Origin of the sequence: Geobacillus sp. C56-T3 (assembly GCF_000092445.1) — a bacterium.
GTDB lineage: Bacteria > Bacillota > Bacilli > Bacillales > Anoxybacillaceae > Geobacillus > Geobacillus thermoleovorans.
Genome location: NC_014206.1, coordinates 1,583,881 through 1,603,908 on the forward strand (window position 1 = coordinate 1,583,881; position 20,028 = coordinate 1,603,908).

Sequence of the window (20,028 nt, forward strand, 5' to 3'; positions counted from 1 at the left end):
TGACGAAAGAAGCCGCCGGAATTGAAGTCCGTGCGGCTTTTTTTGCTTGTTATCGAAGCAAGGATGCCGATTGTGCCGCAAAAGAATGAAGCCAATGCCAAAAGAACAGGACTAGCCTAGCTTGATGGACAGAGAAAAACGATTATTTAGACAATCAATCTTGAAAATCACAACCAATGCCGCAAAGATTGCTAGGTGGCGGTTTTCAGCAAATACATCTCCTCCTCCACTCTCGCGATGCGGCCAAGTTGATAATCAAGCCGCTGATGAATGAGGGAGATGTCTTCTTTTGTCGCCATTTGCTCGCGAAGTCGGGAGAGCTGGTCTTTTGTTGCCATCTGCTCGCGAATGCCGGCCATTTCTCCGCGGAGGCTGGCGATTTCATGGCGCATGCCGTCTTGGATGTTGCGCTGCTCGAGTTGATTGTCGCGGATCGCTTTGATCATTTCCGTGTTTTCTTTCATCTGTTCCTTCAGCCAGCGCAACTCTTCTTCCTGCTTGTCCATCCGTTGTTCAAGTTTGTCCATCCGCTGTTCAAACGTATCCATCCGTTGCTCAAGTTTGCCCATTCGTTGTTCAAGTTGGCCCAATTTTTGCTTTACCGTTTGCATGTCTTGCTTTAGGACGGACATGTCATCGACAAGTCCTTGAACAAGTGTGGTTAACTGCCGCAACAGCTCTTCCATGAAGAAACCTCCTTATCGAGATGGGATTCACTCGGGGCGTTTCAACCATGAAACGTGAGGAGTCCAGGATGTGGAAATAGGAGAGGAAACGCCTGCAAGCTCATTATATCATGGCTTGGCTAGGCCATCACTCCTAAATTGAGGGAAAGAAAAGGGATAAATAGGGGGTGTGTTGAATACGTCATTAGCAGAAGTTGTGGTAGTTTGAAGAAAATAGATTGATAGGAGAGGGAACATGAACGCATGGATCAAGGGGAGAAATGCGGCGCTTATGTGTATGTGTATGGCGTCCATCTTTTTATTTTCCTGCAGCAATGCGGCTGATCGCGGCGTCGAGGAAGTGCTGGCGGCGCCAAACGAACTGGCGGGGCAAACAATCGAGCATCCACCGCTGCCGAGTCCGATCGATAAGATGGTGATAGCGTCAGCCTCTGCCAAACAAGCGGCGCTGAACCCGAACGAAGTGCGCATCACCATCAGCGCGGCGGGCGATGTGACGCTCGGGCGCGATGAAAATTATGGCTATGCGTATTCGTTTGATGAAGAAGCGAAGAAGCACGGCTTGCGCTATTTTACGAAATACATTGAGCCGATCTTCAAAAAGGACGATTTTACGACCGTCAATTTGGAAACGACGCTGACGACCTCGACGCGGAAGGCAAGCAAGAAATTTCGTTTTCGCGGCCACCCGAGTTATGCGAAAATCTTAACTTATGGCGGCATTGATGCTGTGAATCTGGCCAATAATCATACATACGATTACTTGCAACGAGGATACAATGACACGATTGCCAGTTTAAAAAAGGAAAACATCGGTTATTTCGGCCGCACGCTCCGGCTGTTGAAAACGGTCAAAGGCATTCAAGTTGGAGCGCTTGGCTACGAAGGCTGGAGCAACACCAGCACGTTGCGCAAGCAAATCGCCAACGATATTCGCACGCTTCGGAAACAAGGAGCCGACATCGTTTTCGTCCATTTCCATTGGGGAGTGGAACGAAGCTATGTGCCAAACAGCACGCAAAAGGCGCTCGGCCGCTTTGCGATTGACAGCGGCGCCGATTTGGTCGTCGGTCATCATCCGCATGTCATTCAAGGGATTGAGGAGTATAAAGGGAAGTTCATCGTCTACAGCCTCGGCAATTTTATGTTCGGCGGAAACAAAAATCCGAGCGACAAAGATACGTTTGTCTTCCAGCAAGTGTTCTCTTTTCAAAACGGCAAGCGGACGGCCAAAAAAGAAATCCGCGTCATCCCATTTCGCATTTCATCGGTGACGACAAGAAACAATTATCAGCCGATGCCGTTAGCGGGAGGGGAAGCAGCCCGAGTGAAACGGAAAATTGTCTCGCTGTCGGCGAAAATCAAAAAGCCGACTTGGACCGCGTACGAAGTGAAGTAAAAAAGGATGGCCCTTGTTTCGGCCATCCTTTCGCTTTTTGCAAGGTTAAGAGCGATCATTGATTAAGTTGGCGACGAGCACGTACCGCTGCGGAGCAGGACCGACGTAGCGGAACGGATAGCACGTGGAAACGGTGAGTGTCGCTTTCGGCTTTGGAACGATGACCGTCCGGTCGTCGGCGTCGACGATGCGCACTTTGCGCACTTTATAGGTGAATGTGCCGGCGGACGTACGGACGATCAAGATATCGCCTTGGCCGACTTCGCCAAGACGGCGGAAGACCGTGTCGCGATGGCCAGAAAGCACGCAGTTGTCCGCCTCTCCTGGCAGGACACTGCCGGCGTAATGGCCGACCCCTTTTTCCAACTCGTTTTCATCTGTACCGTGGTAAATCGCTAGGCTCATGTTGAGCTTCGGGATGATCAGCTCGCCGATTTGTTCACCGATTTTTGGCAGCTTTGGGTAGAGTGGAGCCTGGATTTGAATCGGTGCGGCGTCCACTGATCGCTTTGTTTCAGTGGTCAGCGGCTTGACCGCTTCCAGGCCGCTTTTCCATTTCAGAGCGCTAATGCCGACTGCGGCGATTCCTGCTGCGATCAAGCTTGCTCCAAAAAAGCGCACGAGCCGTTTCCGGTTCATTTATTTCGCCTCGGCTCCTTGGCGGAAGCGGACAAGAAATGCGCCGGCACCGATTAAGGTCAAACCAAAAAGCATATAAGCGGCATACGGGGATGCCGTCTTCGGCAGTTTCGCTCCGGCTTCGGTCCGCTTCAGCGGTTTCGGCGGCGCCGGTTTCACCACTTTTTCGATTTTCGCTGCCTGGCCGCTCTGTTGCAAGTCTTCGCCGATTTCATCGAATATGTCGGAGGCAAACATCTCTTCGGTCACGACAAAATCAGCCAGCAGCTCGCCTTCGGTGCTGTAAATTTCAACAAGCAAATCGTAGCCGTTCGCTGATTCCATTGTCAGCAGCGTCGACAGGCTGAGCGGCTTTTTCTCGCCACCTTTTGTCAAATAAAACTTCGCTTCCAGCTGAAATGTGGAAAGCAGGTCGGTCCATACATTGGCGATCTCAGCGATTTGCGTTGGCGATAGCTCCGTCACGCTCGTAAAATCGTACGCACCGATCGCCTCAAGCCGTTGGCCGATTTCTTCCATTTTCTCGGCGAATTGCGGATCTTCCATATTAAGCGATTCAAAATGGTTATAGAGCTTTTCCAACTCTGCGTCCGTCAAACCAAGCTCGTCTAAATCCGGAAGCAAGTAGTCGATGACTGTCTCCGACAGTTCCTCGACCGTCGCATAATTGTCAAGCGAATCGCCGTTTTTAGACAGCAGTTTTTCCAATTGCGTTTTCGTCATGCCAATTTCTTGTAAAAATTTGTTTAATGTTTCTTCGGTCAACGGCGTCAAATTTCGATAATAATCGACGATATCTTTCAGCTCGCCGATCGAGTGGTAATCGGCCAACGATTCGCCGTGCCGATCAAGAAGGGCGATGAGCTCTTCCTTTGTCATTCCGCGTTCGTTTAGAAAGGCGGCCAGCGTTTCATCAGTGATCGGAACGGAGTAATCTTTAAACAGTTCGATATATTCTTCCAGATCATTGTAAAATAAAAACACATCAGTAATGGCCTGTGACTCTTCCATTTCTCCATTGTCGATGAGCATTTGTCGAAGCTGTTGTTCGGTCAATCCGTGTTTGGCGAGCAACTGAGCTAAATTTTCTTCCGTGAGCGGCTCGCCGAACTCACGGCGCATTTCGTCCACGCTGTCAAACTCATCGAGCGAATAGCCTTCATAGTCCAAATAATTTTCCAGCTCTTCGACTGTGATCCCTGCTTCATTTAAATACTGCTCTAAAGCTGGATCGTTGCGTTCAATGGCGAACGCTGAAGCTGGCCATACAGTGGCTATGGATGCGGCCAAGGCAAAAGGAACGATGTTTTTCATGTCGTGACCTCCGTTTGTTTGTATATACGAATTCAGTATATAGGGACATGAAAGGGACGAAAATAGTGAAATATATGGAAATTTTTATATAGAACACCCTCCCTGTTTACAGACCCGCGAGCGAGAAAGCCCACTCCTTGAGGGGTGGGATGAAAGCGAGCCGTTTTCTGAATATTGAATGATTCTAAAAAAAATGGTATCCTGAAATCGCCACAAGGAGGTGAATCCATGCCCACGATCACACTAAGGCTGGAGCTGCACAACCCAACGAAAATCAAACAAGACATGTACGAACGGATGACAGAAGTGAATACCGCGTTTGCGAATTGGCTGTTGAATCATCCCGAACTGAATCAAGCAACGAGCAAAATTTTTAAGGAGTTTTCGCCGCAGCGGTTTCCTTCCGCCGTCGTGAATCAAACGATTCGAGAAGTGAAGTCCCAAAAGAAAAACCAGAAAACAAAGAAGTTTCGAACATTCTGGTGCTGCTTTAACAATCAAAACGTGAAGGTGGAAAAGAAAGGGGCGTTCTACACGGTTTCCTTCCCTACACTGGAGAAGCGAATTGGCGTGCCGGTCGTCACGCGCCCCTATCAAGAAGCATGGCTGAATCGGCTGCTGGACGGAACCGCCAAACAAGGGGCCGCCAAGCTCTACAAAAAGAGAAAAAAATGGTATTTGGCGATCGCGATCACCTTTGACGTGAAGCCGCGGCACGAAACAAAGGTGATGGGGGTTGACCTTGGGCTTCGCTATATCGCCGTGGCCAGCGTGGGAACGAAATCGTTGTTTTTCAAAGGGAACCAATGCGCCTTCATTCGTCGACGATATGCGGCTTTGCGGCGAACGTTGGGCAAAGCCAAAAAGCTCCAGATGATTCGCAAAATCGGCTGCAAAGAGTCCCGCTGGATGAAGGATCAAAATCACAAAATCAGCCGTCAAATCGTGAATGTTGCCCTCGCCAACGGTGTTGGCGTGATTCGGATGGAAGCGTTGACAGGGATTTGCAAGCGAGCAAAATCGGCCAAAGAAGCAGGACGAAGCCTTCATTCTTGGGCGTTTCATCAACTGCAAACGATGATTGCCTATAAAGCGAAAATGGCGGGCATTCGGGTGGAGTGGGTGAAGCCGACCTACACGAGCCAAACGTGTAAATGCGGACATCGGGAAAAGGGAAATCGCAATGGCATCCACTTTCAGTGTAAACAATGCGGATACACCATCCACGCCGACTTGAATGGCGCGATCAACATCGCCAAAGCGATTTCGGGCTTCGCCTCCTAACCTAGCGCACTGGTCACAGGTGCGCCGCCCATCGGGGTACATCGTAACCCGATGGGACGGGGTGATGACACACCCCTGAAGCTTTTGCGTTGTCTGAACCAGAAATGGATGAGGACGCGAACGACCCAAGAATCCCACGCCCTTTAGGCGTGTGGAGTGTCAAATCTAATGTTTTCCACGTATGACTTTTTAGAGGCAACGTATGCTAACCGTTGAACGGGAGCTGTCGAGCAAAAGGAGGTGGAGGTACAATGGATCGCTTATTCCGTCTGTTCCGCGTTCAGCGCGGCCGCGGGTTGTGGAATCCATGGTTGGGGGTTGTTAGACGGCGAAGAAACAATAACGCCATTTGGACGCTCGTCAGCGTAAGCTTAGGAGCGGTGGCAGCCGCGATGTTGGGGGCGAGACAAGGGAGACGCATGGCGCCGATGACGCAAGGACCGATGCGAAACGTGATTCGCGGCCTCAACCGCTGGATGAGCCGGCGGATGGGAACGATGCAGCCTGCTGCGGCGGAGTTTGCCGAAGAAATGACTCCAGAGCGTCCGGGCAATCAGCAGGACAAATAACGGTTTTTTGCGTGTCCCACAAGCCGGCGGTATTGCGCTCGCCGGCTTTTTCTATGTCGCCTGGTTTGATGGTTCGTGCATATGGGCGACACGAACGCTGCAGTGAATGAACAAAATCATGGTGAAAAGGGGATTCAATAGTGCCAGCAGATGACGGAAAGAAACGGGTTGTGATGTTGGTGAACCGATTCATTGATGTATCCTGCTTCGGAGATCAATATAAAAGAATGGGTGTTATCACTTCTTGAAAGTGGAAACGACGGAATGAAACGTGGCGAGTTGGCGTAAGGGAGTGTACGGCAAAAACAAATGTGGGGAAACGAGTCAGACAGTGGAGCAACGTTGCTCTACTGTTTCAAGGCTTTTGAGGAAACCCGATGGGATGTAACGCGTCCCGTCGTTTTTTCTTGATCAAGACGACCGTTTCTGTTCCATATAATTCAAAAGCCATGAGCCACCTCGGGTCGAATGAAAGGGTACAATAAAGATTATAAATTTTCATTTTTTTCAGTCTAATGATTGACAACACGTTTGAATTTCCGTATTATTATGTTAAACTGACGATATTAAATAAAACATAATAATAAGAGGTGTCTAGCCGATGCCGGTACGCGGGGAGGTGCGCTGCGCGTTTTGCGGCTCAACGAACGTAGCGCCGCTATCGATGTTTGGGACCGCTCAGCTCGTTTCGCAATACTATTGCCATCAATGCAAAAGCGTGTTTGAGCGGGTGAGATGGAGAGACGATGCCAAGGAGGAAGGGGAAGCCACTGATGAGGATCAAGCAACATTATCCACTGTTTATTAACGGCCAGTATGTCGAGAGCAGCAACGGAGAAGTGTTTGAAACGGTCAATCCGGCGACAGAAGAAGTGATTGCGACCGTCGCCAAAGCGACGAAAGAAGATGTAGACCATGCCGTCGAGGCGGCGCGCACGGCGTTTGAATTGGGGAAATGGCCAAAAATGACGGGGGCGAAGCGAGCTCGCCTGTTGAATCAAATTGCCAATTTGATGAGAGAGCGATTCGATGACTTGGTGTATGCGGAAGTGCTAAACAGCGGTAAAACGGTTGATGCGGCCAAAGGACAAATTATGCAAGCGATTGAGGATTTTGAATTTTATGCGGCCGCGGCAATTACGTTACAAGGCGATGTCAACCAAGTGCCAAATGGCTTTTTCAACTACACGGTCAAAGAGCCAGTCGGTGTATGCGGTCAAATCATCCCGTGGAACTATCCGTTGATGATGGCGGCTTGGAAGCTCGCCCCAGCATTGGCGGCCGGATGCACGGTCGTGTTAAAGCCGGCAAGCTATACGCCGATCACCGCTTATATGTTGGCGGAAATTTGCCAAGAGGCCGGGGTTCCGGACGGCGTCGTCAATGTCATTGCTGGAAGCGGTTCCGAAATCGGCCCGTATATGACCGAACATCCTGGAATTGACAAAGTCGCCTTCACCGGGGAGACGGAAACGGGCAAGGATATTATGCGGCGCGCTTCGGAGACGTTGAAGCGGGTGACGCTGGAGCTTGGCGGGAAATCACCGAACATCGTGTTTGATGATTGTGATATCGAAGCGGCGGTCAACGGTTCGCTTTATGGCATTTTTTACAACACGGGCCAGTCGTGCGAAGCGCGTTCGCGGCTGTTTGTGCATGAAAACATTTATGATGAGTTTATGGAAAAGTTGATCGAAAAAGCTTCCCGCATCCGCGTCGGCAACCCATTTGAAAAAGGGGTGCATATGGGCGCGGTCATTTCGCGAAGCCATCAGCAAGTGATCGACAGCTATGTCAAGCTGGCGGTTGAGGAAGGAGGCGAAATTTTATACGGTGGGAAAATTCCGGAAGGTGAGGAATTCGCGAAAGGCTACTGGTACATGCCGACTATTATTGGCAATGTAAGAAACGACATGCGGGTGGCGCAGGAAGAAATTTTCGGTCCGGTTGTCGTCGTCATGAAGTTTCACGATGAAGAAGAGGTCATCGAGCTGGCGAACGACACGATTTTTGGATTAGGATCAGCCGTTTGGACGAAAGACCACGGAAAAGCCCATCGCGTTGCCGCGCGCATCCGCGCTGGAATTGTCATGATCAACTCGCCGATTTCCGCTTTCCCAGGCACGCCGTTTGGTGGATACAAGCAGTCGGGATTTGGCCGCGAGCTGGCTCTTGAGACGTTGAACTTGTATACCGAGACCAAAAGCGTTGTTTCTTATATCGGCGCTAAACCGTTGAACCTATTTGGCATTTGATCACGCCGCCAGAGGCGTTGGACATTGGGCTGGTGAACCGGTTGTTTCTGCAGGCGGGAACGAGAGAGCGGACGCGGGAGTATGCACGCAAGCTCGCGAGTAAGCACGACGTATGCGGTCTCCAAACATCAACCTGGCGATCATGAACAGGAAAGAAATGCCGCTGAATGTGGCGATTCGCTACGAACAGGAGGGGCGAAACTTGCTGTTCCGCTCCGAAGATGCCAAAGAAGGGTTGAGTGTCTTTTTTGGAAAAACGGCAACTGAATTGGAAAGGCATTGAGAACGCATATCGGCCGAAACGGCCGATATGTTTTTATGGCACAATATGCATTTCAACGCTTGAAAGGGAAGGTGATTTGTACCATAATATAAAGAAAAGTTCAAAAAAAGACAAGGTGTGAACAGCGGTGAAGCCGAGATCGCTCATGTTTACGTTATTTGGAGAATATATTCAACATTATGGGAACGAAGTATGGATCGGAAGCTTAATCCAAATGATGTCCCACTTCGGCATTTCCGAGTCGTCCATCCGCGGAGCGGCGTTGCGCATGGTGCAGCAAGGGTTTTTTGAGGTGCGGAAAATCGGCAACAACAGCTATTACTCGCTGACGCCGAAAGGGAAACGGACGATGATGGACGGGTTCAACCGCGTCTATTCGCAACGGAACTACAAATGGGACGGTCAATGGCGCGTGTTGACGTACTCCGTTCCCGAGCAAAAACGGGAGCTGCGCAACCAAATTCGCAAAGAATTGAGCTTGATGGGGTTTGGTCTCATTTCCCACGGGACGTGGGCGAGCCCGAATCCGATCGAGCCGCAAGTGATGGAATGGGTTAAAGACTATCATTTGGAGCCGTACGTCATTTTGTTTACGGCGAGCTCCATCGTGTCGCACAGCAATGAGCAAATCATCGAGCGCGGCTGGGATTTCCCGTACATCGCCAAGGAGTATGACCGGTTTATTGAAACGTACGAACGAAAGTACGAAGAGTTCCAACATCGGGCTTGGAACAATGAACTGACCGACCGCGAATGCTTCATTGAACGGACGAAGCTCGTGCATGAGTATCGGAGCTTTTTCTTTATCGATCCAGGATTCCCGAACGACTTGTTGCCTGATGATTGGAGCGGAACGAGAGCGCGGGAGCTGTTTTTCAATGTCCACCAGTTGCTCGCCATTCCGGCCATCCGTTATTTTGAAACATTGTTTGAGGCCGCACCGGATCGTGAGGTGACATTTAACCGCGATAAGGCGATTAATCCATTTATGGAAATGATTTGGGCGTCCAAAAAATAGGTTTTCGGATGTCGGCGCTTAGCATGTCCACTTAAGGGAGCGCGTGAACGGGGAAGAAAAAGATCAGGGGGGAGGGGAAAAGGATGGCGCAGATTGAAATAGAAATGGTGGGAGATGGAATTTACCGTGTTCCGATCCCGGTTCCGTTTCCGATGAAGTATGTCTATTGTTACGTAGGTCGGGAAACGGATGGATGGAGCATCGTCGACGTCGGCTTTCGCTATCCTGAGGCGATTCGCGCCTGGGAAGCAGTGTTTCGGCAACTTGGAATCAAACCGCGGCACGTTCGCGCCATTTACATCACTCACTTTCATCCGGACCATTTTGGCTTGGCCGGGTGGATGCAACAGCAGACGGAGGCGCCTGTCTGGATCAGCGAGCCGGATTATGCGATGGCGGAACGAGTGTGGGGGGAAGAGAGCGTCCAGGCGTGCGAAGTGGGTGCCATGTTTCGCCGTCATGGCGTGCCGGATGAGTTGGTAACGGACATTGAGGAGAGCATGTGGAAGCTGTCGTTGCGCGTCAGCCCGTTTCCGGTGCTAACCGTTTTGGATCGTTCGGAAATTGTGCTGGGGCAGCGGCGATGGGCGGTCATCCCGGTCCCGGGGCACAGCGATGGATTGATCAGCTTTTATCAGCCGGAATCGCGCCAGTTGCTTGCATCGGACCATGTGCTTGATCGCATCACTCCGAACATTAGTGTATGGCCGGGCGCCCATCCGAACCCGCTCGAGCAATATTTTGCCTCGCTTCGCAAAGTGGAGGAACTGGAGGTGGATGTGGCTCTGCCTGCCCATGGCGCGGTCATTCGCCAATTTCGCGAGCGGATCGGTGATCTTTTCCGCCACCACGAACAACGGTTGCAAAAAATGAAAGCGCTAGCAGGAACGGGGCGCACCGCCTATGAAGTCGCCCATTGTGTGTTCGGCCATAAGCCATTGACGGCGCACCAATGGCGGTTTGCGGTGGCCGAGACGCTGGCGCATTTGGAATATTTGGTGTCTGTCGGCGAATTGCAAAAAGAGGAGCCTCGACATGCGATCATTTATCGACAATGACCGATGTCCAGCTGTTAGACAGCTGGCTTTTTTTGTTTTGTTGTGCAATTAGTGGTTCCATGAAAAATGTACGAACGGAAAACAAATGTTGTATGCTGTGGAAAACGACCGACTGGAGTAAAGAGACATAGTGGACAGGAGATCAACGAAAATAAAAGGGGCTTCCGACTGAAAATAATTTTCTGATTTTTCTTATTTTTATGTTGACAATAATCTTTACGTTGTATTAACATTATGTATATAATACGATAGTTTAAAAAACATAATAAGGAAGGTGGGAATATGGACCAAGCGACGCTGCTAAAGGAGAAAGTCCAAAATGGATTTATCGTCGAAGGCATTGACGATATGAACGAAGAGTATTTAAACGCGTTGAAACAGACGCTGACGATCGTCGGCGACACCGAGTTGCTGAGCGTCCCGCCGCTGCTTACGGTGTACGATCAAGCGCCGACGTTAAACAGCAAAATCACAGCGCTGGCCATTATGCAGGATGAAATCGGCCATGCCCACATCGCCTATCGGCTGTTGAAAGATTTGGGCGAAGACGTCGATCAATTGCTCTATGAACGAGAGCCGCACTGCTGGAAAAATCCGTATGCTTTCGACTTCGAACTCTCAAACTGGATTGAACTTGGCGTCTTTAACGCCTTTTTCGATCGTGCGGGCTACACCCTTCTTGGCGATGCGTTCGAGCATACATCGTACGGGCCATGGAAGCGGGCGCTCGTCAAAGTGGACAAAGAGGAGCTGTTTCATCTTCGCAACGGCGAGATCATTATGAGAACAGCGATGCAGGATCCGAATTTGCGCGAAGAAGTGCAAAAAGCGGTTGACTGGATGTTTTTAATGGCGCTCGAGTTTTTCGGGGTCGAGGATCGGTTGAAAAGCCGCTCAGCGCAGCTGGAGTACCGCTTAAAAGGGCGGACGAATGACGAACTGCGGCAAAAATGGCTGTCAACGGCCGTTCCGTTCTGCGAATCGATCGGCGTCAAAGTCCCAGCCCATTACGATGAGGAGCAACAAAAATACGTGCTTGATGTGCCGTTCCCGTGCAAATTTGACCCGGTGAACAAAAAATGGCTGTTCGATCAGCCGGATACGTGGGACAACGTCATCAAACGGTTTAAACAGCGGGGGCCGAAAAATAAGGAATTCGTGGAACGGATTCAACGTGGGGCCAAAGAGCTCGAACAACTGCGAAAGGAAGCGGTGTGATGGACAAACGGAACGCCGAAACGGGAAAGTATTGGCAGGCGCTGAAAGAAGTGATGGATCCAGAATTTCCAATCAGCGTCGTCGATATGGGGCTCATTTACCGCATTGAAAAAGTGGACGACGAGCTTCATGTGACCATGACGTATACAGCGGTATCATGCGCTTGCATGGAGTGGATCGAGCAAGACATTCGCAACCGTCTGCTCAAGGAAGAAGAGATTCGCGACGTGCATATTCACGTCGTTTGGGATCCACCGTGGACGGTCGATCGGATCAGTCCAGAAGGGCGCGAGAAATTGAAATATTGGGGGGTGAGCTCTACATGACAGCGGTCCAACAACGAAAAACGTTTGACATTTTCGCACGGGTGAAACGGGGCGACCAACTGTCCCACATCGGCACGGTGGAGGCGGAAAACGAGGAGTTGGCGAAAGTGTATGCTTCTTACACGTACGATGAGGAAGATTGGGCGGAAATGGTCGTTGTCGACCGCAGCGAGCTCATTTGGGTGAGAAAACCGAAGTGGCTATTCGCCTAAAAGAGGGGAGAGGGCTTAAAATGGAACAAATGCAGCCGGCTGTGCATTCGCTGATTGAGTTGCTCGAAACGATCGCTGACAATAAATACGTCCTTGGCGACCGCCTCGTTGAGGTCGGGGTCAGCGGTCCCAATTTGGAAGCCACGCTGGCATCGATCGCGATGGCGCAAGGAGAGCTGGGACATGCGCGTTTGTTATACAACTGGTGTTTTGATTTGCGCGGTTTGAAAGGAAGAAAGCCGGAAATATACAGACAAACCGGAAAAGCGCTGGCCAGCGCCATCAACGTTCATAACTGGATCACGCTCATTGCCGCACTATATGCAACAAACACCGCCATTGACGTTGTTTTGCAATCCGCACTTGATGCCAACCATCCTGCCATTGTATCGCGAATCCAGAAGTTGATCCGAGAACAACAAGATCATCTTGTATACGCCAAACATTGGGCTCAACAGCTCGTTCATGACCGCGGCGCTGTTCCGCATCGTTTCCGCGAAGCGTTGAACGCTGCAGCGAACGAGACGGCGGCTTGGTTAAAAAAGGTTGAAAGTAAGGAAGAGCTGCAGCAGGAAGGGTACTTGCCGAACGGAGTCAAACTCGTTGAACGGCTGCAGCAGGAATTGAAAACGGTTGCGGCTGAACCTTTCGTTCAGTTGAAATAACAACGGCACACAAGGAGGTGAGGAACAGACGGTATTCTTTCTCTCTCTTGAAGCGCAAGGGAAATGAACTTTTCAAAACAAGGTCTATCCGTCGTTGTCTGCGTGAAACAATCAAATCATTTTTGAAGGAAGGGGAATGAACAATGACAGCTGTAGAAACGAAAAAACAATATTTAACCGTTTTTAAGCAAGATGGAATTGCCGAGATTCATCTGCACATTAACAAATCGAACTCGTATGATCTCGAATTTTACAAAGAATTCAACGCAGCGATCGATGACATCCGCTTTGACCCAGACATCAAAGTCGTCATCGTCATGAGTGATGTGCCGAAGTTTTTCTCGGCCGGAGCGGATATCAACTTTTTGCGGTCGGCTGACCCGCGCTTTAAAACGCAATTTTGCCTGTTCTGCAATGAGACGCTCGACAAAATCGCGCGTTCGCCGCAAGTGTACATCGCCTGCTTAGAAGGGCATACGGTTGGCGGCGGGTTGGAGATGGCATTGGCGTGTGACTTGCGGTTTATGGGCGATGAAGCCGGAAAAATCGGGCTACCGGAAGTATCGCTTGGCGTATTGGCCGGAACGGGCGGGACGCAGCGGCTGGCACGGCTCATCGGTTATTCGCGGGCGCTCGATATGAACATTACGGGCGAAACGATCACGCCGCAGGAGGCATTGGAGATTGGGCTGGTCAACCGGGTGTTCCCGCAGGCGGAAACGAGAGAGCGGACGCGGGAGTATGCACGCAAGCTCGCGAATAGCGCGACGTACGCGGTCTCGAACATCAAGCTGGCGATCATGAATGGGAAAGAAATGCCGCTCAATGTGGCGATCCGCTATGAAGGGGAGCTGCAAAACTTGCTGTTCCGCTCCGAAGACGCGAAAGAAGGGCTGAGCGCCTTTTTGGAAAAACGCCAACCGAATTGGAAAGGCATTTAATGTGTGGTTAGCGGAGCCCTTATGAAGGGGCAGGTTCATCCTTTCGAGGGCTTCGCTGCCCAGTTGTTTGGCACGCCGATTTACCGGGCAGTTCAATTTCATGAGGAATGGGATGGTGAACGATGGAATTGCGCGGGTTCGGAAGGCTGTACAATGCGGCAGGGGTGTTTATTGACCATAACGTTCAGGGCGGATTGGGCGAGAAGACAGCCATTTATTATCGCGATGAGCAAATTTCTTACCGGGAATTGCAGGAAAAGGTGAACCAAACCGGCAATATGCTGAGGAGGCTTGGCTATCGGATAGAGGATCGGCTGGTGATGATCTGCCACGATACTCCCGAGTTTATCTATACGTTTTTTGGCGCCATCAAAATTGGAGCAGTGCCGATTCCAGTCAATACGATGATGCAGCCGTCAGATTACGAATATTTTTTAAACAACAGCCGTGCAAAAGGGTTGGTCATTCATGAAGACTTATGGGAGCGCCTTCAGTTGATTCGCGAGCGGTTCGCCTTTTTGCAAGATGTCATCGTCATTCATGAAAACGCTAACAGTTCCGTCGAGGGCACACTTTCCTTTCATCGGTTGCTCGCCTGCGCGGGTCGGGAGCTGGCAGCGGCGCCGACGAACAAGGATGATGCGGCGTTTTGGCTGTTCAGTTCAGGAAGCACTGGGGATCCGAAAGGAATCATCCATTTGCAGCACGATATGGAATATGCGTTAAACACATACGCCAGACAAGTGCTGGAAATCAACGAAAATGACCGCTGTCTGTCGGCGTCGAAACTGTATTTTGCGTATGGCCTTGGCGGCGGAATGTATTTTCCGTTAGGCGTCGGCGCCTCGACCGTGCTTGTAAAAGAGCGGCCTGCGCCGGAGGTGATGTTTCAGGCGATTGAAACGTACAAGCCGACGATTTTTTTCGGCGTGCCGACGTTGTACGGCGCCATGATTGATTATGTCGAAAAAACGGGCCGGCGCTTTGATGTTAGCTCATTGCGTGTTTGCGTATCTGCTGGCGAAGCGTTGCCGCCATCGTTTTATTATAAATGGAAACAGCTGTTTGGGGTCGACATTTTAGACGGCATCGGTTCGACGGAAGCGTTGCACATTTTCATTTCCAACCGCATTGGCGACGTCAAACCGGGCAGCTCCGGAAAAGAAGTCCCGGGCTACGAAGTAAAAATCATTGATGGACAAGGGAATGAACTGCCCCCAAATGAAGTAGGCGACTTGATCATTCGCGGCGACTCGATCGCCCATGGATATTGGAACCTTCACGAGCAAAACAAGCAAAAATTCGTTGGGGAATGGCTGTATATCGGCGATAAATATTACCGCGACGAAGAAGGGTATTACTGGTATTGCGGGCGCTCCGATGACATGTTGAAGGTCGGCGGCATTTGGGTCTCCCCGATCGAGGTGGAAAACTGTCTGCTGCGGCATGACGACGTGTTGGAAGCGGCCGTGGTAGGCATGGAAAATGAAAACGGGTTGGTGGTTCCGAAAGCGTTCGTCGTGTTGAAAGACGGCGTTCCTCGTTCAGCCGAGAAGGAAGAAGAGCTCAAGCAATTTGCAAAGCAACATCTGGCCCACTATAAATACCCGCGCATCATCGAATTGATCGACGAACTCCCGAAAACAGCCACTGGAAAAATTCAGCGATTTAAACTGCGGCAACTATTGAAACAACGATGAGCGAGGCGAAAGGAACGATCGGCTATGAAGCAAAACGAGTTTCAGCTGCGCGTCAACTTTGGCGATACCGATGCAGCCGGCATCGTCTATTACCCCAACTACTTTAAATGGTTTGATATTGCCGGCCATCAGTTTTTCCGCAGCATAGGATTGTCACCAGCAAAACTGATGAAAGAACAAAATATCATTCTTCCGTTGCTTGATGTCGGCTGTACGTTTGAGCGCCCGTTATATTACGATGACATTATTACGATTAAAACAACGGCGGAAGAAGTCAACAGGAAAACGATCAAGCTGCGCCATGAAGTGTTCCGCCAAGATGTGCGAACCGGCCACGGTTTTGAGTTAAGAGGATGGGTGAAAGAGGAGAACGGGCGCATGTTTGCCGTGCCGATTCCCGACGATGTCCGGCAGTTGTTGGAGGAAGACGGGGTAGGGGCATGTGTCCATATGAATCCGTTGCTGAATGCCTAATGAATGGGAAAGGAATGGGAAAGCCAAGTTCGCCTTGCTGCGTCTTGGCTTGCTTTTTCTCTAAGCTGAGGAAGGGGGAAAGGGCTTATGATTCGAACAGCGAAGCGGACGGAGTTGATTGAAGTGGCGCAAGGGCGCCGTCCGGCCGATATCGTCATTCAGGGTGGAACGGTAGCCAACGTCTATTCGGGCGAATTTTTGCGTCAAAACGTCGCCATTTATCAAGATGCAATTGCCTATGTCGGGGAAAACGAAGTTGCGATCGATGAACATACGATCGTCATCGACGCAGAGGGGATGTATGTTTCACCCGGATTCATCGAGCCTCACGCTCACCCATGGGTGATTTACAATCCCGTCAGCATGACGGCCAAAGTGTTGCCCCTCGGCACGACGACGACGGTGAACGACGACTTGTTTTTTTATTTGCACTTTGGCGTCGATGGCTTTCGGCAGATGATCGAAGATTTGCGGGCGCTGCCGGGCAATTTCTTTTGGCTCGTCCGTTTGGTGTCGCAAGCTGATTTTTCAGGGGAGCGTGATTGGTTCGACCCGCAGGAAATTCGAAAGCTGCTCGAGATGGATGAAGTCGTCGGGACGGCGGAAGTGACAAGATGGCCGCTGTTGTATCAAGGTGATCCTTTTTTAATCGATACGATTGAAGCAGCGAAACGTGCGAGAAAAGTCGTTGATGGCCACACGGCCGGCTGTTCGTATGAGAAACTCAACAGCATTGCCGCAAGCGGCGTCAGCGCCTGCCATGAAGCTATCACGGCTGAAGAGGCGCTCCATCGGCTGCGGCTCGGCCTATGGACGACGCTTCGTCATAGCTCGCTCCGCCCGGATTTCCCGGAAATCATCCGCTTGATCACAGAGAAAAAGGTCAGCACGCACCGAATCACGATGACAACAGACGGTCCGCATCCGGGTTTTATCGAGCGAGAAGGGTTTGTGGACGGGTTGGTTCGGAAGGCCGTGGAGCTCGGTGTGCCGCCGATGACCGCCCTGCAAATGGCGACCATCAACGCAGCGACATATTTGCGGCTTGATGATGACATCGGCGGCATTGCCCCCGGCAAACTCGCCGATATCATTTTGCTCCCTGATTTGGTCACTTTCAAGCCGTCGCTTGTCATTTCCAAAGGAAGCATCGTTGCCCGCGACGGCAAGCTGCTGACGCCGTTGCCTGAAGTCGACTGGAATCGGTACGCATCGAAAAAACCGTTTCGATTTGCAAAAGAATGGCTCGATGATGAGCGCTTATACCGTTATCCGCATCCGGAGCCAGATAAGCCGGTGCCGGTTGCGTATTTTAAAAGCAATGTCATTACGGAGCGAAAGGATGTGGATCTTCCGTCTGTTGGCGGCTATGCGGATCTTTCCTCCCACCCGGGGCTGTTGTATGCCGCACTGATTGCCCGCGACGGCCAATGGGTGTCCAAAGCGATTTTGGAACGGTTTGCCGTGGACATCGACGGCATGGCGTCCACGTACAACACAACGACAGAACTGCTTGTCATCGGCCGGAATCCGAAAGCGATGGCGGCAGCGGCGAAAAAAGTGTATGAGATGGGTGGCGGGATTGTCGTCGTGGATGACGGCAAGACAGTGGTGGAAATTCCGCTGCCGTTTACCGGCATGATGACCACTGACCATTCGTTTGGCACGGCCGTCCGTTTCCATGACGAACTGCTTGCAGTCCTCCAGAAACGTGGATTTCCTTTTCACGATATTTTGTATACGCTCTTGTTTTTAACGTGCGACTTTTTGCCAGGCCTTCGCCTCATCCCGTACGGTTTGTATGATGTGAAGCGAGGAGAGGTCGTCTTGCCGGCTGAACGGTTAGAGGAAAAAGTGGCGAAGTAGCTTGGACGCTGGTCGGTTGGTCCATTGTCCGTCGGTTTTTTGAAAATGTGTCGCCCCCATGTGCGGCCGCGGTGTATAATAGAAAAATGTAGGCATAGGAAATGCGAACGCGCCCTTGAAGGCGAGATGGGGAGATGAAACCGATGTGGCAATCGATCAACCGCCGGCTTGAGAAGGCGCTGCCGTTGCTGACGCCGGCGAGCGTGGCGATCGGTTTATGGCTGTCCAAAGAGTTGCACGGTTATGCCGCACTTGTGCCGTGGCTGTTTGCGTTTATGACGTTTAGCGGCAGTTTGCGGCTGCGGTTGGCTGATTTGAAACAGGCATTCATCCATCCCGGCCCGATTGCCGCAGCGTTATGTTTGCTTCACCTCGTCATCCCGCTTTGGGCGTTTGGGCTTGGGCATTTGTTTTTCGGCCACGATCGGTTGACGGTGATCGGATTTGTGTTGGCAACGGCCATTCCGACCGGGGTGACGAGCTTCATCTGGGTGTCGATCGGACGGGGAAACTTGGCGTTGGCGCTGTCCGTCATTTTGATTGATACGTTTTTGTCGCCGGTCGTTGTGCCGTTGACATTGCTTTTGTTCGCTGGGAGCGCGGTTGAGATCGATGTTTGGCAAATGGTGCTCGGGTTGTTTTTTATGATCATTTTGCCGTCGCTCGGCGGGATGTTGGTCAGCGAGCGGTTGTCCGGCCGCGCGAATGAACGGCTGGCGGGGGGATTGGCGCCATTTTCCAAACTGGCGCTTGTCCTTGTTGTCATGATCAATAGCGCGGTTGTCGCTCCGTATTTTGGCCATGCTGACGCCCGCTTGGTTTTCATGGCGTTTCTCGTCTTCGTGATTGCGGGCTCCGGTTATTTCCTTTCTTGGATGGCGGCCCGCTGGCTGAAATTTGCCCCGCCGGACATCATTGCGCTGACGTTTACCGGCGGGATGCGCAACATCAGCGCCGGCGCGGTGCTCGCGATGACGTATTTTCCGCCGGCCGTCAGCGTGCCGGTCGTTCTCGGCATGCTGTTTCAGCAAGTGCTCGCGTCTATGTACCATCGCCTGCTGGACAAAACCTATCATTTGTCGTCGGGCAGTCAGGCGCCGTTTGCCGGCAGCGCCCGATAGACAACGGGAGGCGGGCAGCGGCGTCCGGCGAGGGCCAAAAAGACTGTTCATCCGGGATCGGACGGGCATGGGCAGCAGACCAAAGAAAGGCGTTGCCGGCGCCATCGTTTCGCGGGTGGGCGATGGATCTGCTGCGGCGGAGGGACAGGGCTGAGCCGACCTAGCGGCTTGGCGCATGTTCCCGTTCCGGTGAACGGATGAGGTGGCGGCGAAGAGGAAGGTTGAGTTCGACAATTCCTTCCACGACGAGCCGGGCGATTTCCTTCGCCCCCCGCCGGTGAAAGTGGGTGTTGTCGTTGATGCCGTCCGGGTAATTGGGGTGTTCGCCCGGTGCGAGCCATAAAAACCACCGTTTCGTCCGCTCCGGACCGAGCTGTTCAAACCGCTGTTTGCTTTTCGTTGTCAAATCGATCACTGGGACACGTTCGTGTTTTCCGAGCGCTTTCATGGCGGCAGGATAGCGTCCGTGGGAATCGAGCGCCCGTCCGTCGGCAGAAAACCGCCGTCGTTCGACCGGGGTGATGAGGACGGGAATCGCCCCTTTGGCCCGGGCGCTGTCAATATATTGTTGTAAGTACGCTTGGTAAGAGGTGAACGGTTCGGTGTAACGCGCCGGATCGTTCGCCTTTTCATCGTTATGGCCAAACTGAATGAACAAATAATCGCCTTTTTTGAGCTCCCGCAAAATGCGCTCGAGCCGCCCTTCCTCAATAAAACTTTTCGCGCTTCGGCCAGAAGCGGCCATATTTTTGACCACTACGTGATCGTCAAACCAGCCGTCAAGCATTTCCCCCCATCCGGCTCGCGGTGCGCGGGAGCGGGGAGCGGCGGCGACCGTCGAGTCGCCGGCCAAATAGATGACAATGGTCGTCCCCCGTCTTGCTTTGGCTGCATCTCCGTTCGTCGCTGTCCTAGCCATTAGAACGGCGCCGATGGCAATGATGACGGAGCACAAGAAAGCGGCTTGTTTTCTTTTCAAACAGGTTCCTCCTACTCAACA

At 51.6% G+C, this 20,028-nt stretch carries 20 protein-coding genes and 1 pseudogene; 17 read left to right on the forward strand and 4 right to left on the reverse strand.

The window, feature by feature from the left end; all coding sequences use genetic code 11:
• Window positions 1–191: 191 nt before the first annotated feature.
• A complete protein-coding gene (locus GC56T3_RS07985; protein WP_013145065.1) occupies window positions 192–686 on the reverse strand; it encodes a DUF2046 domain-containing protein in 495 nt (164 codons plus the stop codon).
• A gap of 235 nt (window positions 687–921) precedes the next feature.
• On the opposite strand from GC56T3_RS07985, the gene GC56T3_RS07990 reads away from it, so the two are divergent.
• Window positions 922–2,085, forward strand: coding sequence for a CapA family protein (locus tag GC56T3_RS07990; protein ID WP_013145066.1), 1,164 nt, complete (start codon window positions 922–924; stop codon window positions 2,083–2,085).
• A gap of 45 nt (window positions 2,086–2,130) precedes the next feature.
• Here GC56T3_RS07990 and GC56T3_RS07995 read toward each other — a convergent pair whose 3' ends face one another.
• Together GC56T3_RS07995 and GC56T3_RS08000 are read right to left on the reverse strand one after the other, a co-directional pair.
• Window positions 2,131–2,724 carry a class D sortase gene (locus tag GC56T3_RS07995; RefSeq protein ID WP_013145067.1) on the reverse strand — a complete coding sequence of 198 codons (594 nt, stop codon included), beginning with the start codon at window positions 2,722–2,724 and terminating at the stop codon, window positions 2,131–2,133.
• On the reverse strand, window positions 2,725–4,038 hold the full coding sequence (locus GC56T3_RS08000) for a processed acidic surface protein (protein WP_011231488.1): 1,314 nt from the start codon (window positions 4,036–4,038) through the stop codon (window positions 2,725–2,727). It abuts the gene before it with no gap.
• Between the two features lie 228 nt (window positions 4,039–4,266).
• On the opposite strand from GC56T3_RS08000, the gene GC56T3_RS08005 reads away from it, so the two are divergent.
• From GC56T3_RS08005 to GC56T3_RS08075, 16 genes and pseudogenes are all read left to right on the forward strand, one after another.
• Complete coding sequence (locus tag GC56T3_RS08005) at window positions 4,267–5,322, forward strand: RNA-guided endonuclease TnpB family protein (protein ID WP_041468351.1); 1,056 nt, start codon at window positions 4,267–4,269, stop codon at window positions 5,320–5,322.
• A 251-nt stretch (window positions 5,323–5,573) separates the two neighbouring features.
• Window positions 5,574–5,891 carry a hypothetical protein gene (locus GC56T3_RS08010; RefSeq protein WP_011231487.1) on the forward strand — a complete coding sequence of 106 codons (318 nt, stop codon included), beginning with the start codon at window positions 5,574–5,576 and terminating at the stop codon, window positions 5,889–5,891.
• A gap of 601 nt (window positions 5,892–6,492) precedes the next feature.
• Window positions 6,493–6,699, forward strand: a complete 207-nt coding sequence (locus tag GC56T3_RS18555) for a hypothetical protein (RefSeq protein ID WP_013145068.1) — start codon at window positions 6,493–6,495, stop codon at window positions 6,697–6,699.
• Window positions 6,665–8,146 (forward strand): aldehyde dehydrogenase, encoded by a 1,482-nt coding sequence (locus GC56T3_RS08015; protein ID WP_369769993.1) that lies wholly within the window; start codon window positions 6,665–6,667, stop codon window positions 8,144–8,146. The genes GC56T3_RS18555 and GC56T3_RS08015 overlap by 35 nt, the downstream gene beginning before the upstream one ends.
• Window positions 8,146–8,427, forward strand: a pseudogene (locus GC56T3_RS20290) (enoyl-CoA hydratase/isomerase family protein); the annotation flags it as partial. The gene GC56T3_RS08015 and the pseudogene GC56T3_RS20290, both read left to right, overlap by 1 nt.
• 129 nt (window positions 8,428–8,556) lie before the next feature.
• Window positions 8,557–9,447 carry a PaaX family transcriptional regulator C-terminal domain-containing protein gene (locus tag GC56T3_RS08025; RefSeq protein ID WP_013145070.1) on the forward strand — a complete coding sequence of 297 codons (891 nt, stop codon included), beginning with the start codon at window positions 8,557–8,559 and terminating at the stop codon, window positions 9,445–9,447.
• 83 nt (window positions 9,448–9,530) lie between these two features.
• A complete protein-coding gene (locus tag GC56T3_RS08030; RefSeq protein ID WP_011231482.1) occupies window positions 9,531–10,505 on the forward strand; it encodes an MBL fold metallo-hydrolase in 975 nt (324 codons plus the stop codon).
• A gap of 282 nt (window positions 10,506–10,787) precedes the next feature.
• The gene (locus tag GC56T3_RS08035) at window positions 10,788–11,723 is read left to right on the forward strand and encodes a Phenylacetic acid catabolic protein (protein WP_011231481.1); all 936 of its coding nucleotides are present in this window, start codon (window positions 10,788–10,790) and stop codon (window positions 11,721–11,723) included.
• The gene (locus GC56T3_RS08040; RefSeq protein ID WP_011231480.1) at window positions 11,723–12,049 is read left to right on the forward strand and encodes a metal-sulfur cluster assembly factor; all 327 of its coding nucleotides are present in this window, start codon (window positions 11,723–11,725) and stop codon (window positions 12,047–12,049) included. The genes GC56T3_RS08035 and GC56T3_RS08040 overlap by 1 nt, the downstream gene beginning before the upstream one ends.
• The gene (locus tag GC56T3_RS08045; protein WP_013145071.1) at window positions 12,046–12,261 is read left to right on the forward strand and encodes a hypothetical protein; all 216 of its coding nucleotides are present in this window, start codon (window positions 12,046–12,048) and stop codon (window positions 12,259–12,261) included. Before GC56T3_RS08040 ends, GC56T3_RS08045 begins: the two co-directional genes overlap by 4 nt.
• A gap of 20 nt (window positions 12,262–12,281) precedes the next feature.
• Window positions 12,282–12,926, forward strand: a complete 645-nt coding sequence (locus GC56T3_RS08050; protein WP_013145072.1) for a Phenylacetic acid catabolic protein — start codon at window positions 12,282–12,284, stop codon at window positions 12,924–12,926.
• A 143-nt stretch (window positions 12,927–13,069) separates the two neighbouring features.
• Complete coding sequence (locus GC56T3_RS08055; RefSeq protein ID WP_013145073.1) at window positions 13,070–13,867, forward strand: enoyl-CoA hydratase/isomerase family protein; 798 nt, start codon at window positions 13,070–13,072, stop codon at window positions 13,865–13,867.
• A gap of 122 nt (window positions 13,868–13,989) precedes the next feature.
• The gene (locus GC56T3_RS08060) at window positions 13,990–15,567 is read left to right on the forward strand and encodes a benzoate-CoA ligase family protein (RefSeq protein WP_013145074.1); all 1,578 of its coding nucleotides are present in this window, start codon (window positions 13,990–13,992) and stop codon (window positions 15,565–15,567) included.
• Window positions 15,568–15,591: 24 nt separating this feature from the next.
• A complete protein-coding gene (locus GC56T3_RS08065; RefSeq protein ID WP_011231476.1) occupies window positions 15,592–16,041 on the forward strand; it encodes a thioesterase family protein in 450 nt (149 codons plus the stop codon).
• 87 nt (window positions 16,042–16,128) lie between these two features.
• Entirely contained in the window at window positions 16,129–17,907 is a 1,779-nt protein-coding gene (locus GC56T3_RS08070) for an adenine deaminase C-terminal domain-containing protein (protein WP_013145075.1), read from the forward strand.
• A 143-nt stretch (window positions 17,908–18,050) separates the two neighbouring features.
• Window positions 18,051–19,028 (forward strand): bile acid:sodium symporter family protein, encoded by a 978-nt coding sequence (locus GC56T3_RS08075; protein ID WP_013145076.1) that lies wholly within the window; start codon window positions 18,051–18,053, stop codon window positions 19,026–19,028.
• 160 nt (window positions 19,029–19,188) lie between these two features.
• On the opposite strand, the gene GC56T3_RS08080 is transcribed toward GC56T3_RS08075, so the two are convergent.
• The gene (locus GC56T3_RS08080) at window positions 19,189–20,007 is read right to left on the reverse strand and encodes a rhamnogalacturonan acetylesterase (protein WP_013145077.1); all 819 of its coding nucleotides are present in this window, start codon (window positions 20,005–20,007) and stop codon (window positions 19,189–19,191) included.
• Window positions 20,008–20,028: the final 21 nt, after the last annotated feature.

Bases quoted from the DNA above. Each gene is read 5' to 3' on its own strand.
- GC56T3_RS08060 (WP_013145074.1), top strand. From the start codon at position 13,990: ATGGAATTGCGCGGGTTCGGAAGGCTGTACAATGCGGCAGGGGTGTTT.
- GC56T3_RS08015 (WP_369769993.1), top strand. From the start codon at position 6,665: ATGAGGATCAAGCAACATTATCCACTGTTTATTAACGGCCAGTATGTC.
- GC56T3_RS08030 (WP_011231482.1), top strand. From the start codon at position 9,531: ATGGCGCAGATTGAAATAGAAATGGTGGGAGATGGAATTTACCGTGTT.
- GC56T3_RS18555 (WP_013145068.1), top strand. From the start codon at position 6,493: ATGCCGGTACGCGGGGAGGTGCGCTGCGCGTTTTGCGGCTCAACGAAC.
- GC56T3_RS08035 (WP_011231481.1), top strand. From the start codon at position 10,788: ATGGACCAAGCGACGCTGCTAAAGGAGAAAGTCCAAAATGGATTTATC.
- GC56T3_RS07990 (WP_013145066.1), top strand. From the start codon at position 922: ATGAACGCATGGATCAAGGGGAGAAATGCGGCGCTTATGTGTATGTGT.
- GC56T3_RS08040 (WP_011231480.1), top strand. From the start codon at position 11,723: ATGGACAAACGGAACGCCGAAACGGGAAAGTATTGGCAGGCGCTGAAA.
- GC56T3_RS08070 (WP_013145075.1), top strand. From the start codon at position 16,129: ATGATTCGAACAGCGAAGCGGACGGAGTTGATTGAAGTGGCGCAAGGG.
- GC56T3_RS08000 (WP_011231488.1), bottom strand. From the start codon at position 4,038: ATGAAAAACATCGTTCCTTTTGCCTTGGCCGCATCCATAGCCACTGTA.
- GC56T3_RS07995 (WP_013145067.1), bottom strand. From the start codon at position 2,724: ATGAACCGGAAACGGCTCGTGCGCTTTTTTGGAGCAAGCTTGATCGCA.
- GC56T3_RS08005 (WP_041468351.1), top strand. From the start codon at position 4,267: ATGCCCACGATCACACTAAGGCTGGAGCTGCACAACCCAACGAAAATC.
- GC56T3_RS08050 (WP_013145072.1), top strand. From the start codon at position 12,282: ATGGAACAAATGCAGCCGGCTGTGCATTCGCTGATTGAGTTGCTCGAA.
- GC56T3_RS07985 (WP_013145065.1), bottom strand. From the start codon at position 686: ATGGAAGAGCTGTTGCGGCAGTTAACCACACTTGTTCAAGGACTTGTC.
- GC56T3_RS08055 (WP_013145073.1), top strand. From the start codon at position 13,070: ATGACAGCTGTAGAAACGAAAAAACAATATTTAACCGTTTTTAAGCAA.
- GC56T3_RS08045 (WP_013145071.1), top strand. From the start codon at position 12,046: ATGACAGCGGTCCAACAACGAAAAACGTTTGACATTTTCGCACGGGTG.
- GC56T3_RS08010 (WP_011231487.1), top strand. From the start codon at position 5,574: ATGGATCGCTTATTCCGTCTGTTCCGCGTTCAGCGCGGCCGCGGGTTG.
- GC56T3_RS08065 (WP_011231476.1), top strand. From the start codon at position 15,592: ATGAAGCAAAACGAGTTTCAGCTGCGCGTCAACTTTGGCGATACCGAT.
- GC56T3_RS08075 (WP_013145076.1), top strand. From the start codon at position 18,051: ATGTGGCAATCGATCAACCGCCGGCTTGAGAAGGCGCTGCCGTTGCTG.